Annotated in this window: 12 protein-coding genes; 8 read left to right on the top strand and 4 right to left on the bottom strand. The window is 68.2% G+C overall.

The genetic code is table 11. From position 1 onward, the window contains the following. Positions 1-80 precede the first annotated feature (80 nt). Complete coding sequence (locus BVG12_RS09510; protein WP_075792185.1) at positions 81-1,466, bottom strand: YVTN family beta-propeller repeat protein; 1,386 nt, start codon at positions 1,464-1,466, stop codon at positions 81-83. Then, positions 1,453-1,878 carry a DUF305 domain-containing protein gene (locus BVG12_RS09505; protein ID WP_075792184.1) on the bottom strand — a complete coding sequence of 142 codons (426 nt, stop codon included), beginning with the start codon at positions 1,876-1,878 and terminating at the stop codon, positions 1,453-1,455. The genes BVG12_RS09510 and BVG12_RS09505 overlap by 14 nt, the downstream gene beginning before the upstream one ends. A gap of 151 nt (positions 1,879-2,029) precedes the next feature. On the opposite strand from BVG12_RS09505, the gene BVG12_RS09500 reads away from it, so the two are divergent. The 3 genes from BVG12_RS09500 to BVG12_RS09490 all read left to right on the top strand — a co-directional run bounded on the left by BVG12_RS09500 (position 2,030) and on the right by BVG12_RS09490 (position 5,640). Then, complete coding sequence (locus BVG12_RS09500; RefSeq protein WP_075792183.1) at positions 2,030-2,701, top strand: heavy metal response regulator transcription factor; 672 nt, start codon at positions 2,030-2,032, stop codon at positions 2,699-2,701. Beyond that, positions 2,698-4,107 carry a heavy metal sensor histidine kinase gene (locus BVG12_RS09495; RefSeq protein ID WP_075792182.1) on the top strand — a complete coding sequence of 470 codons (1,410 nt, stop codon included), beginning with the start codon at positions 2,698-2,700 and terminating at the stop codon, positions 4,105-4,107. Before BVG12_RS09500 ends, BVG12_RS09495 begins: the two co-directional genes overlap by 4 nt. 138 nt (positions 4,108-4,245) lie before the next feature. Further along, positions 4,246-5,640, top strand: a complete 1,395-nt coding sequence (locus BVG12_RS09490) for an alpha-L-fucosidase (RefSeq protein WP_083684836.1) — start codon at positions 4,246-4,248, stop codon at positions 5,638-5,640. A gap of 73 nt (positions 5,641-5,713) precedes the next feature. Here BVG12_RS09490 and kdgD read toward each other — a convergent pair whose 3' ends face one another. Further along, entirely contained in the window at positions 5,714-6,625 is a 912-nt protein-coding gene (kdgD, locus tag BVG12_RS09485) for a 5-dehydro-4-deoxyglucarate dehydratase (protein ID WP_075792181.1), read from the bottom strand. A 114-nt stretch (positions 6,626-6,739) separates the two neighbouring features. After that, on the bottom strand, positions 6,740-7,795 hold the full coding sequence (locus tag BVG12_RS09480) for a LacI family DNA-binding transcriptional regulator (RefSeq protein ID WP_075792180.1): 1,056 nt from the start codon (positions 7,793-7,795) through the stop codon (positions 6,740-6,742). A 295-nt stretch (positions 7,796-8,090) separates the two neighbouring features. Here BVG12_RS09480 and garD point away from each other — a divergent pair, with 295 nt between their 5' ends. The 5 genes from garD (at position 8,091) to BVG12_RS09455 (ending at position 13,563) form a co-directional block, all read left to right on the top strand. Next, a complete protein-coding gene (gene garD, locus BVG12_RS09475; RefSeq protein WP_075792179.1) occupies positions 8,091-9,644 on the top strand; it encodes a galactarate dehydratase in 1,554 nt (517 codons plus the stop codon). A 48-nt stretch (positions 9,645-9,692) separates the two neighbouring features. Continuing rightward, positions 9,693-10,757, top strand: coding sequence for a porin (locus BVG12_RS09470; RefSeq protein WP_075792178.1), 1,065 nt, complete (start codon positions 9,693-9,695; stop codon positions 10,755-10,757). Between the two features lie 34 nt (positions 10,758-10,791). Continuing rightward, positions 10,792-12,159, top strand: coding sequence for an MFS transporter (locus BVG12_RS09465; RefSeq protein WP_075792177.1), 1,368 nt, complete (start codon positions 10,792-10,794; stop codon positions 12,157-12,159). A 127-nt stretch (positions 12,160-12,286) separates the two neighbouring features. Continuing rightward, positions 12,287-12,859 (top strand): sigma-70 family RNA polymerase sigma factor, encoded by a 573-nt coding sequence (locus tag BVG12_RS09460; RefSeq protein ID WP_075792176.1) that lies wholly within the window; start codon positions 12,287-12,289, stop codon positions 12,857-12,859. Continuing rightward, on the top strand, positions 12,856-13,563 hold the full coding sequence (locus BVG12_RS09455; RefSeq protein ID WP_075792175.1) for an anti-sigma factor: 708 nt from the start codon (positions 12,856-12,858) through the stop codon (positions 13,561-13,563). Before BVG12_RS09460 ends, BVG12_RS09455 begins: the two co-directional genes overlap by 4 nt. Positions 13,564-13,579: the final 16 nt, after the last annotated feature.

Raw genomic sequence — 13,579 nt, 5'->3', positions numbered from 1 at the left:
ACGGTCCGCGGTGCGCGGGAGCCGCTATGATCGCACCGCTGCGGATTGTTTGCTTAACACATGGCGAATTCGCGCGCGCGTCACTCCGCCAGCACGGCCGCCGCCGGGGAGGGCGCCGTCGTGCCCTCCATGATCAGCACCTTCCCGGCCGCGTGGTCCGGCGGCGCCGCATCCGGCCGCGTGAACGCGCGCACCGGCCCGATCATCGTGCCGTTCGCATTGCCTTTCGCGTCGGTGCGCAGCGTGCCGACCGCCTGGCCGCCGAGATACACGCCGTACTGCGTGGCCGGCTTGAGCTTGAACACGGACACCTCGAGCGCATCCACGACGCCCAGCTGGCGGGCGACGACGAAGCCGCGCGCCGCCGCGCCGTCGCGCGCGGCCAGCGGAATGTTGACGGCATCCTGGTTGACGCGCGGGCTCAGGTTCTCCGCGCTGCCCGGCGGCGCCACGTGCGACAGGTAGACGAGCGCCTGCGGCGCCTGCCCGCCGGGCATGTGCGCGACGACCTTGTTGACGGCCGGGTCGACGACGTCGACGCCGTCGCCGTTCTCCAGTCCCACGTAGACCCGGCTGCTGTCGTCCGCCGTCCAGATCCCGTGCGGCAGCGCGCCCGTCGGGATCGTGGCGACGAGCGCCGCGTCCTTGTCCGTCGTGTAGACCTTGACGGCGTTCTCGCCGCCGACCGTCACGTAGGCGTACGTCTTGCCGCCCGCGCGGGCGAAGGCGAGGTGGTTCGTGATGAAGCCGGTGTCGATCACGCCCGTCACCTGCAACGTGCGCGTGTCGATGCGCGTGACCTTGCCGACGTCCTTGTGCGTCATCCACATCTCGCGGAAGTCCGGCGTGAACTGCAGGAAGGGCGAGAACGGGCTGACGACGGGAATCCGCTTGATCACCTTGTGCGCCTTGACGTCGATGACGTCGACCTCCGGCGTGAAGCTGGAGACGGCGAAGGCCAGCTTCCCGTCGGGCAGGAACTGGACCATGCCCGGACCCACGGCCGTCGGGATGCGGCGCGTCTCCTTGAACGTGTCCGGGTCGATGACCGAGATGTAATCCTCGCCGCGCACGACGACCCAGACCTCCTTGCCGTCGGCCGTGAAGAAGCCTTCGTGGGGCGAGCGGCCGACATAGGTCTTGCCCTTGACCTTGTTCGTGGCCGTGTCGATGAACGTCACGGAATTGGAACCGTTCGAGATCGCGATCAGCGTCCTGTGGTCGGGCGAGAAACCAAGGCCGTGCACGTTGATCTCGCCCCGGTACAGCGGCGACAGCACGTCGGGGCGCGGGTTGCCCAGCACGATCTGGCCTAGCAGGCGGTTGTTCGCCGGGTCGAACACCGAGACCGTGTTCGTGTTCTGGTCGGCCGTGTACACGCGGTCCGTGGGCGAGGGGAGGGCGAGCGCAGCCTGCGCGACGGCGAGGGCGCCGGCTGCCAGAGCGAGTCGGTTAATGGTGTTCATGCCGAGTCCTTTTCGTGGTGGGGTGACGTTCGAGCCAGGCGCGCATCACATTGATTTCGTTTTGCTGCTCGGCGATGATGCCGAGCGCCAGGTTGCGGAGCACAGGGTCCCGCGTGTTCAGCAGGACGGCCTTCGCCATGTCGATGGCGCCCTGGTGGTGCGGGATCATCATCGTGACGAAGTCGTGGCCCGCTTCGCCGTTCGTCGGCGCCGCGGCCATGTCGCGGTCCATGATCGCCATCGCGTCGCTCATCAGCGCGGCGAACGGCTTGTCGCTGCTGGCGACGAACCGGTCCGGCGCGCCGGCGGCCGGGGCCGGCGCATCGTGGCCGTGGCGCATCGTCTGCGCGCCGACGGCACCGGCCACGCCGGCGAGCAGGGACAGGACGATGGCGCGGATCGTCGTGTGCATGGGATCCTCCTTCGTGGTGGCGATGGATGCATTCTGCCGGGCGGCCGCTGACGCCGGCGTGACCCGCACATGACAATCGGATGACAGCCGGATGGCGCACCCGTCATCCGGCGCCGCCGCGAATTCCGGCACAATGGCTGGAGGAGGCAACATGCGCATACTGATCGTCGAAGACGAGCCCAAGACGGGCGATTACCTGCACAAGGGCTTGCGCGAGTCCGGCTTCAACGCCGACCTTGCGCGCACGGGGCCGGACGGGCTGCACCTGGCGCTGGAACACGACTACGACCTGGTGGTGCTCGACGTCATGCTGCCGGCGATGGACGGCTGGACGGTCCTGTCCAGACTGCGCGAGCGCAAGGAGACGCCGGTGCTGTACCTGACGGCGCGCGACGACGTGGCCGACCGCGTGCGCGGGCTGGAGCTTGGCGCCGACGACTACCTGGTGAAACCGTTCGCGTTCGCCGAATTGCTCGCGCGCGTGCGCACGCTGCTGAGGCGCGCGCCCGTGCGCGAGCCCGACATCCTCGCCGTGGCCGACCTCGAGATCGACCTGCGGCGCCACCGCGTGACGCGCGGCGGCAAGCGCATCGACCTCACGCCGAAGGAACACGCGCTGCTCGTGCTGCTGGCGCGGCGCCAGGGCGAGGTGCTATCACGTTCGCTGATCTCCTCCCAGGTGTGGGACATGAACTTCGATTCCGACACGAACGTCGTCGACGTCGCGATCCGGCGCCTGCGCACCAAGGTCGACGACCCGTACCCGGTGAAGCTGATCCACACGGTGCGCGGCATGGGCTACCTGATGGAGGAGCGGGAGTGACGACGCGGCCGGTCTCGATCGCGCTGCGTCTCGGCCTGCTGTTCGCCGCCATCGCCGCCGCCGTGTTCGTGGCCGTCGGCGCCTACCTGTACGAGACGCTGGCGCACCAGATGGGCCGGCGCGACGATGCCGACCTGCTGAACAAGGCGGTGCTGCTGCGCGAGCTGCTGCAAGCGCAGCCCGTCCCGCGCCGCATCGACGCGGTGCTGGCGCGCGCCATCGGCCAGGACGGCGTCACGCTGCAGGTGCGCGCGGCCGACGGCACGGTGCTCGCCGGTCCCGCCGCCGTGCCGCAGGGTGCGCCGGTCCCGCTCGGGCGCGATCCGGGCCTCGCCGACATCGCCGCGCGCGACGATGCCGGCGGTTCGAAGCGCATCGTCGCCGTGCTGGCCGGGGATGCCGGCAGCCCGCTGCGCGTGACGCTCGTGCGCACGCGCTCCGACCGTCTCGCGATCCTGCGCCGCTACGCCCTCGACCTGCTGGGTGCCCTCGCGGCGGGCACGCTGGCCGCGGCGGCCCTCGGTTTCGCGGCCGTGAAGCGCGGCCTGCGTCCGCTGTACGGCGTGATCGCCCGCGCCGACGCCATCCACGCCCAGCGGCTGGCCGTACGGATGCCCGCCGCCGACCTGCCGGCCGAACTGCGCGCGCTGGCCGTCGCGTTCAACGCCATGCTCGACCGGCTCGAGGAAGGCGTCCAGCGCCTGTCGGGCTTCGCCGCGGACCTCGCGCACGACCTGCGCACGCCCGTCAACGCGTTGATGATGCAGACCCAGGTCGCGCTCGCGCGCACACGCACGGCCGACGAATACGAGGCGCTGCTGGCGTCGAACCTCGAGGAATACGAGCGGCTGTCGCGCATGATCGAAAACACGCTGTTCCTGGCGCGCGCCGACAATGCCCAGCTGGCGCTGCGCGGCGATGCGCTCGACGTGCGCGCGGAACTGGAGCACATCCGCGAATACTTCGAGATGCTGGCCGAGGACAAGGGCATCCGGCTCGGCCTCGACGACGTCGCGGCCCGGCAGGTCTACGCCGACCCGGTGCTGTTGCGGCGCGCCGTCAGCAATCTCGTGTCGAACGCGATCGCGCACACGCCGCCGGGCGGCGTCGTCAGCCTCGGCGCGCGCAGCGACAGCCAGTGGGTCACGCTGTCGGTACGGAACAGCGGCGACGGCATCGCGCCCGAACATCTCGAGCGCGTGTTCGAACGCTATTACCGCGCCGACGCGGCGCGCGGGGCGGGCAGTTCCGTCGGCCTCGGATTGTCGATCGTGCGCGCCATCATGCGCCTGCACGGCGGCACGGCGGAGGTGGACAGCCGGTCGGGAGACCATACCGTGTTCAGCCTGCGCTTTCCGCTGCGGCCGGCGGATCGCGAAATGGCATGGCAGACGTCAAATTCGTGATAGTTGACGCTGTGCCGCCCGTGTAAAGATAGCGCGCCACGCATATTTTGTTACCCGCCATGGCGAATTTCGACATTGCGGCGGCCGGGTGCCATCCGCACAATTCAATCGGAACAATAATCCTGAGGAGACATCGCAATGAAGATCGCTTCATCCGCGCTGGCCGCGTGCGCCGGCCTGCTGCTGGCCGCGTGCGCCGGCCTGCTGCTGGCGGCCGCCGTGTGCGCCGCGCCGGGCGCCGCCTCGGCCGAACCGGCGCCGGCATCGGCCAAGGCGGCGGATGCCGATCCGGCCGCGCGCATCGCCTGGTGGCGCCAGGCCCGGTTCGGCATGTTCATCCACTGGGGCCTGTACGCCATTCCCGGCCGCGGCGAGTGGGTGCAGTGGAACGAACAGATCCCGACCGGCGAGTACGCGAAACTGGCCGACCGGTTCAAGCCGGCGCGGTTCGACGCGGACGCCTGGGCGCAGGTCGCGAAAGCCGCCGGAATGAAATACATGGTGTTCACGTCGCGCCACCACGACGGCTTCGCGATGTTCGACGACGGCGCCAATCCCTTCTCGAGCACGAAGACGGCCGCGCACCGCGATTTCGTCGCCGACTACGTCAAGGCCGCGCGCCGCGCGGGCATGGGCGTCGGGCTGTATTACTCGCCGCTGGACTGGCGCTACCCGGGCTTCTTCTTCCCCGACCTGCAGCGGGACAGCGCGGAAGCGATGCGCGCCCAGTACCACCGCCAGGTCGAGGAACTGCTGTCCAATTACGGCAAGATCGACGTGCTGTGGTTCGACGGCGGCGAGACCGACTGGCTGAACTTCAGCGGCGACTGGAAGGGCGCGGAATGGCAGAAGCGCGCCCCGGGCAAGCACTACGCGGGCGGCTTCGACTGGCAGCACGACAAGGTCCATACGATGCTGCGGCGCCTGCAGCCGGATATCGTCATCAACGGCCGCGCCGACATGCAGGAAGATTTCCATTCGCGCGAAGGCGACGGCGCGCTGGGCGACTACGACGACCAGCACCCGTGGGAGCTGTGCACGACCATCGCCGGCGCCTGGGGCTACCAGCCGGACATGCGGCCGAAACCGCTCAAGCATTACATCCAGCTGCTGGCGAACGTCGCCGGGCGCGACGGCAATCTGCTGCTGAACGTGGGACCCGATCCCGACGGCCGCATCGACGCCGCCCAGGCCGACCGGCTGCGCGAGATCGGCGCGTGGCTGGGCAAGCATGGCGACAGCATCTACGGCACCCGCGGCGGCCCGTTCCTGCCGGGCGCGTGGGGCGCGTCCACGCGCCGCGGCAACACGATCTACGTGCACGTGCTGGCTTGGCCCGGCGACAAGCTGGCGCTGCCCGCGATTCCGGCCAAGGTCGTGCGCGCGTCCGTGCTGGGCGGCGGCGCGGCGCACGTCGAACAGACGGCGCGCGGCATCGAGATCTCCGTGCCGGCCGCCGCACGCGACGACATGGACACCGTCGTGGCCCTGCAACTGGATTCGGCCGCCGCATCGATCGCGCCCGTGCGCTGAAACGCGGCCGGCGGGGACGACGCGCGGCATCGTCGAAACCGGCATCACGGGGACGCGGGCGACCGATTGATGATCAGCGGACGTTCTGCGCCTTGATCAGCTTGTCGAGCATCGCGTGTTCTTCTTCCGTCAGGTCGGTCAGCGGCGCGCGCACCGGGCCGCCGTCGTGGCCCACGAGGCGGGCGCCGGCCTTGACGATCGACACGGCGTAGCCGGCCTTGCGGTTGCGGATCGCGAGGTAGGGCAGGAAGAATTCGTCCAGCAGGCGGTTCGTCGTCGCGTGGTCGTCTTTCGCGATCGCGTGATAAAAATCCATCGCCAGTTGCGGCATGAAGTTGAACACGGCCGACGAATACACGGGCACGCCCAGCGCTTTATACGCGGCGGCATAGACTTCCGCCGTCGGCAGGCCGCCCAGGTAGCTGAAGCGGTCGCCCATGCGGCGCCAGATCGACACCATCAGTTCGATGTCGCCGATGCCGTCCTTGAAGCCGATCAGGTTGGGGCAGCGGTCGGCCAGCTTCTCCAGCGAATCCGGCGTCAGGCGGCATTGCGCGCGGTTGTACACGACGACGCCGATATTCACCGATTTGCAGACTTGTTCCACGTGGGCGACGAGGCCGTCCTGGCTCGCTTCCGTCAGGTAGTGCGGCAGCAGCAGCACGCCCTTGGCGCCGAGGCGTTCGGCTTCCTGGGCGAACGCGATGGCGCTGCGGGTCGGGCCGCCGGCGCCCGCGAGGATGGGCACTTTGCCGGCGCAGGTGTCGACCGCGGTCTTGATCACTTGCGAATAGTCGTCGTGCGTCAGGGAGAAGAATTCGCCCGTGCCGCCGGCCGCGAACAGGGCGGTGGCGCCGTACGGGGCGAGCCATTCCAGGCGTTCGATATAGGTGCTGGGACGGAAGTTGCCTTCGGCGTCGAAGTCGGTGATGGGGAAGGACAGCAGGCCGGACGACATGACCTGTTTGAGTTCTTGCGGATTCATGGGGGCTCCAGTGGCGGATGAGAGGAACGGGCTTAACTTGTCAGTCATCGTACAACTAACGCCGCGGCATCGCAAGAAGATTTTTGCGTAGAGTGGACGGCTATGCCGTCCACTCTACGGTTGTGCGACAGCCGCGCGCGTGGTACCCCGTTCGACCAGCCGGAACCCCACGTCGATGACATTCCCCGCCAGCGGCCGGCCTTCGATCTTGGCGATCAGCGCCCTGGCGGCCTGCGCGCCGATGGCCCGCTTGTCGATGTGGACGGACGAGATGGGGGGATGGGTGAACGCGGCGAAATCGAAGTCGCCGAAGCCCATGATGCCGAGTTGGCCCGGCACGGCGATGCCTTGCGCCTGCGCTTCGATGAGGGCGCCCTGGGCCAGGACGTCCGAGCTGCAGACGACGACGTCCGGATCGTGGCCGGCGGCGAGAATCGCGCGCAGGCCTTCGCGGCCCAGATTGAGCACGGTCGGCGGCGTCGCAAGGTGCGTGGCGAGCGGCTCCACGCCGTGCAGCTTCAGTTCCGCCTCCAGCGCCAGGCGGCGCCGGTTGGCGCGTTCGTCGCGCGCGCAAATCGAGGCAAACCGTTTATAGCCTTTGCCGAGCAAATACTGCGCGACATTTTCGCCGATGCGTTCCTGCGAAAAGCCGATGGCGATGTCGATGGGGGAGGGCGTCAGGTCCCATGCCTCCACGACGGGCACGCCCGTCGCCAGCAGCTTCTTGCGCACGCTGGCGTGGTGCTGGATGCCCGTGAGGACGATGCCGTCGGGCTGGCGGCTGAGGATCGCCGTCAGCAGGTCTTCTTCCTTCTGCTGGGAATAGTTCGACACGGACAGCAGCAACTGGTAGCCGTGCGCCGACAGCTCGTCGTTCAGGCCCTGCACCATCTCGGCGAACATGGAGTTCGACAGCTGGGGCACGATGGCCGCGATGAGCTGGCTGCGCTTCGTCGTCAGGCTGCCGGCCAGCATGTTTGGGATATAGCCCATCGCGGCCGCCGCTTCCTTGACGCGCGCGATCGTGTCGGGCTTCACGAGTTTCGGATTGTGCAGCGCGCGCGACACGGTGATCGGCGACAGGCCCGCCAGCCGGGCGACGTCCTTGAGCGTGATGCTTTTCGGCCGTTCGGGGGAGGTGTCGGTGTCGTGGTCGAGCGGCTCGGTCATGCGCGGGTTCGTGCTAGGTAAAAGATCAGTTGTACGACATCCGACCACAAATCGCTTGCGTTCAAGGATGATTGCGGTATCATACCAAACGCCGCCAAGCGATGGTGCCGTTGCTCACCCTTCCACGGCGGGAAGACCCATGGCCGACGAACGACAGGCCATATTTTTACGATTGAAATGATTGCGGTGTCATTTGGGCGCATGCCAATGATGACGACAGGCTGCCCGCCACCGGCATTTCTTCGAAGCTAGAAATGATTGCGCAATCATGCGGCAGCCGGGCCCGCAGACAGATATGGAGACGATGATGACCACCCCCCGCACCATCCGGATGCACGAGAACGACAACGTCGCCATCGTCGTCAACGCCGGCGGCCTGCCGGAAGGCACCGTGTTCCCCGACGGCCTGACATTGACGACGCGCGTGCCGGAAGGGCACAAGGTCGCCCTGTCCGATATCGCCCAGGGCGAGGCCATCGTGCGTTACGACGTGACGATCGGGTATGCGCTGCAGCCCATCGCCCGCGGCACGTGGGTCGAGGAATCGCTGGTCGGCGTGCCGGCCGCGCGCGGCCTGGACGACCTGCCCAAGCCGGTGCGCGACCGCGCGCCGTTGGCACCGATGGACGGCTTCACGTTCGAAGGCTTCCGCAACCCGGACGGCTCCGTCGGCACGCGCAACATCCTCGCCATCAGCGAGACGGTGCAGTGCGTGTCCGGCGTCGTCGCATTCGCCGTCGAGCGCATCAAGCAGGAACTGCTGCCGAAGTACCCGAACGTGGACGACGTCGTCGCCATCGAACACACGTACGGCTGCGGCGTCGCCATCGACGCACCCGGCGCCGAGATCCCGATCCGTACCTTGCGCAACATCGCGAAGAACCCGAACTTCGGCGGCCGCGTGATGCTGGTGAGCCTGGGCTGCGAAAAGCTGCAGCCGGCCCGCATGTTCCCGCAAGGCTCGATCCCGATCCAGAACGGACAGGAACTCGACACCGTCTGCCTGCAGGACGCGGCGCACGTGGGCTTCGGCGACATGATCGACTCCATCATGCGCACGGCCGACAAACACCTGGCCGAGCTGGACAAGCGCCGGCGCGAGACCGTGCCGGCATCGGAACTCGTCGTCGGCGTGCAGTGCGGCGGCAGCGACGCATTCTCCGGCGTGACGGCCAACCCGGCAGTCGGCTACGCCAGCGACCTGCTCGTGCGCGCGGGCGCCGCCGTCATGTTTTCCGAAACGACGGAAGTCCGCGACGGCATCGACCAGCTGACGGCGCGCGCCGTCGACGACGACGTGGCCCAGGCGATGATCCGCGAGATGGCCTGGTACGACGAGTATCTGAAGCGGGGCGGCGTGGACCGCAGCGCCAACACGACGCCCGGCAACAAGAAGGGCGGCCTGGCCAACATCACGGAAAAGGCAATGGGGTCCATCATCAAGTCCGGCACGGCGCCCATCGCGGGCGTGCTGTCTCCGGGCGAGAAGCTGCAGCAGAAAGGCCTGATCTACGCGGCCACGCCGGCCAGCGATTTCATCTGCGGCACGCTGCAACTGGCCGCCGGCATGAACATGCACGTGTTCACGACGGGCCGCGGCACGCCGTACGGCCTGGCCGCGGTCCCGGTCGTGAAGGTGGCCACGCGCGACGATCTGGCGCGCCGCTGGCACGACCTCATGGACATCAACGCGGGCCGCATCGCGACCGGCGAAGCGACGATCGTGGACGTCGGCTGGGAGTTGTTCCATTTCCTGCTCGACGTGGCGAGCGGCCGCAAAAAGACGTGGGCCGAGCAGTGGAAGCTGCATAACGCGCTCGCGCTGTTCAACCCGGCCCCGGTGACCTGATCTTTCGCGCCACGCAAAAAAATAACACCGACAAACCAAGGAGACATCTTGAAGAAAGCAGTAATCGCCGCCCTCGGCCTGGCCGCGGGCGCGGGCGCGCACGCCCAAACGAACGTGACCCTCTACGGCATCGTCGACGCCGCCTTCGTGGGCGAGAGCGGCGGCAGCGCCGGCCATATGACGAAGCTGACGAGCGGCGCCGCCTCGGCCTCGCGCATCGGCTTTCGCGGCACCGAGGAACTGGGCGACGGCATGTCGGCGTTCTTCACGCTGGAGACGGGCGTCAAGATCGACACGGGCGAAGAAGACGCGGCCGGCACGATCTTCAACCGCCAGGCGTTCGTGGGCCTCGGGACGAAGGCCGGCGCCGTCGCGCTGGGCCGCCAGTACACGCCTTACCACACGACGCTCACGGCCGTGGCCGATCCGTTCGGCACCGGTTACGCCGGCACGTCCAAGAATCTCTTCCCCGACAACGGCACGAACGTCCGCGCCAGCAATGCCGTCACCTACGCGTCGCCCAAGGTGAACGGCGCGCACGTGGAACTGTTCTACAGCGCCGGCGAGCAGTCGGTCTTGTCGGCGGGACGCCAGTTCGGCGGCGCGGTCGATTACGCGAGCGGCCCGCTGCGCGTGCGCCTCGCCTACAACAACAAGAACACGGACGTCGCGGCGACGGGCACGCACCACGACCTGGGCCGCAACACGCTGCTGGGCGCGAACTACGACGTCAAATGGGTCAAGCTGTATGCCGCCTACGGCATCGACAAAGGCGCGGGCAGCGCCACGCTGGGCAATGCCAACAACCCGTACGGCGGCGTGAAGCCGACGCCGTCGACGGACGGCCGCGACCTGCTGCTGGGCTTCTCGGCGCCGGTGGGTCCGGGCACGCTGATGTTCTCGACCCAGCACAAGGACGACCGCACCCACTTCAACCAGGACGCCACGTCGTGGGGCATCGGCTACCTGTACGCGCTGACGAAGCGCACCGGCCTGTATGCGGCATACGCGCATATCGATAACAAGAACGGCGCCGGCTACACGGTCGCCAACAACACGGAGCCGGGTACGGGCAACACCGGCTACAACCTCGGCATCCGCCACACGTTCTGACGCGACGGACGCCACCCACAACCTTGGAGGGACCATGGAGCACACAACGACCGCCGCCATGCCGGCGCTTGCTTCCAGACTCGCGTCGCGCACGCGCTGGACGATTCTGGCGATTCTTTTCATCGTCACCACGATCAACTACGCGGACCGGGCCTCGATCTCGATCGCGGGACCGGAAATCCGCAAGGCCCTGGGCCTGTCGCCCGTCGAGATGGGCTTCGTGTTTTCCGCGTTCGCGTGGTCGTACGTGGCGGCCCAGCTGCCGGGCGGCTGGCTGCTCGACCGCTTCGGCTCGAAGATCACCTATTTCTTCAGCATCTTCCTGTGGTCGCTGTTCACGATGCTGACGGGCGGCGTCGGCTTCCTCGCCGGCGGCGCGGCCGTGGCGGCGCTGTTCGCGCTGCGTTTCGTCGTCGGTGCGGCGGAGGCGCCTTCGTTCCCGGGCAACAGCCGCATCACGTCGGCCTGGTTCCCCACGCACGAACGGGGCCTCGCGTCCGCGTTGTTCAATTCGGCCCAGTATTTCGCGACCGTGCTGTTCGCGCCGATCATGGGCGCTCTGGTGCATGCCTTCGGCTGGCAAAGCGTGTTCGTCGTGATGGGCGGCCTCGGCATCGCGATGGCCTTCGTCTGGCTCAAGGTCATCCACGGCCCCAAGGACCATCCGTCCGTGAGCGCCAGCGAGCTGAAATACATCGAAGAGGGCGGGGCGCTCGTCGACCTGGACGGGGCCAGGCACGATGCGCAACCGCCGGCCGTCGACACGTTCGCCTGCATCAAGGAATTGCTGGGCAACCGCATGCTGCTGGGCGTGTACGTCGGCCAGTACTGCATCAACACGCTGACCTACTTCTTCCTCACGTGGTTCCCCGTGTACCTCGTGCAGGAGCGCCACATGACGATCCTGAAGGCGGGCTTCGTCGCGTCGGTTCCCGCGATCGCCGGCTTCCTCGGCGGCGTCGTGGGCGGCACGGTCTCGGACCGCCTGGCGAAAGCCGGCTTCTCGCTGTCGATGGCGCGCAAGGTGCCGATCGTCGCCGGCATGCTGCTGTCGATGAGCATGATCGCCTGTAATTACATCGAGGCGGATGCCCTCGTCGTCGCCGTGATGGCGCTGGCGTTCTTCGGCAAGGGCGTCGGCGCGCTGGGCTGGGCCGTCGTGGCCGACACGTCGCCGAAGGAGGCGGGCGGCTTGTCCGGCGCGCTGTTCAACACCTTCGGCAACATCGCGGGCATCACGACGCCGATCGTCATCGGCTACATCCTGCAAGGCACCGGATCGTTCGCGGGCGCGCTCGTGTTCGTGGGCGCGAATGCGGCCGTCACGATCTTCAGCTATGTGGTCATCGTGGGCGAGATCAAGCGCGTGAAGCTGGTGACGTCGCTGACGGCGCCGGCGTAAGGATTTTTTCGCCGCGATGAATCCGATCGCGGCAGCGCCGCGTATATGTCCATGTGCTCGCAATCGTCACCCCTGTCCGGGCATTGTCGCGCTACAATGTTTTCATTAAATCAACGACAGGGGCGCCGTGAGCGAGGAGACCAACGACCAGCTGTACCACCTGCTCGCGGCAGTGGCCCTGCAGGACCGCAAGGCATTCCGCGCTTTGTACGACGCGACGTCCGCGAAACTGTTCGGCTTCGCGCTGCGCGTCCTGCACAAGGACGAGTTGGCGGAGGAAGCCGTGCAGGACGCCTTCGTCGCCATCTGGCACGCGGCGTCCAGCTACCAGATGCATTTGTCGGCCCCGCTCACGTGGATGGCGACGATCGTGCGCAACAAGGCGCTGGACATCCGGCGCCGCATGCGGGCGGACGGCGCGGATGGGCAGGTGGAGCTCGGCGATGGTGACGATCTGCCCGACCTGGCCGCCGGACCGCTGGAACAGGCGCAGTTGTCGCGCGACGGACGGGCGCTGGCGCTCTGCATGGAGACGCTCGCGGGCCGCCAGCGCCAGGCGATCGGCATGGCGTACCTGCACGAGCTGTCGCACAGCGAGGTGGCGGGGCGTCTCGGGCTGCCGATCGGCACCGTCAAGACGTGGATCCGGCGCGGCCTCGACCGGCTGCGCGAGTGCCTGGCCAAACGGGAGGCCGCATGAACATTCGGGACAATCCGGTCCTGGCCGACAAGCTCGCGGCCGAATACGCCCTCGGCACCTTGCGGGGCGGGGCGCGGCGCCGCTTCGAGACGTGGCTGCGCGACGACCGCCGGCTGCGCGCCCTCGTCGCCGACTGGCAGGGACGGCTTGTGACGCTGGCCGAGCTGGAACGACCCGTGGCGCCGCCGGCGCGCGTCTGGGCCGGCATCGAACGCCGCCTGCAGATCGCGCCCGCGCCAGGCGCGCCGTGGTGGCAGTTCTGGAAGAGCGCCGCGGCGCGGCCGTGGGGCGTGCTGGCGCTCGCGGCCAGCGCGGGCCTGTTCGTGCTGGCCGTGCGCATGGCCGCGCTGAACGAGGCCGTCGCGCCGCCGCAGCAGATCGCGGCGCTGTCCGACGCCCAGTCGCGCACGGCGCTCGTCGTCACGGCCGACACGCGGCGCGGCAAGCTCTTGGTCCGCGTGGCCGACGACGTCCGCGTGCCGCTTGATCGCACCCTGCAGCTGTGGGCCATCACGCGCGCCGGCAAGCCCCGCTCGCTCGGCATCCTGCCCGGCAACCGCAGCACGGACCTGGCGCTCGACGCACGCGCCATCGATCCGGACGTGGCGCTGCTGGCGATCAGCCTGGAGCCGAAAGGCGGCTCGCCCGATCCGAACGGACCGACCGGGCCCGTGCTGTACAAGGGCAGCTGGGCGCGGCTGTGAGGTCCACCCATTCATT

Origin of the sequence: Massilia putida (genome assembly GCF_001941825.1) — a bacterium.
Taxonomy (GTDB): domain Bacteria; phylum Pseudomonadota; class Gammaproteobacteria; order Burkholderiales; family Burkholderiaceae_D; genus Telluria; species Telluria putida.
This window is presented reverse-complemented; position numbering and strand designations above follow the sequence as displayed.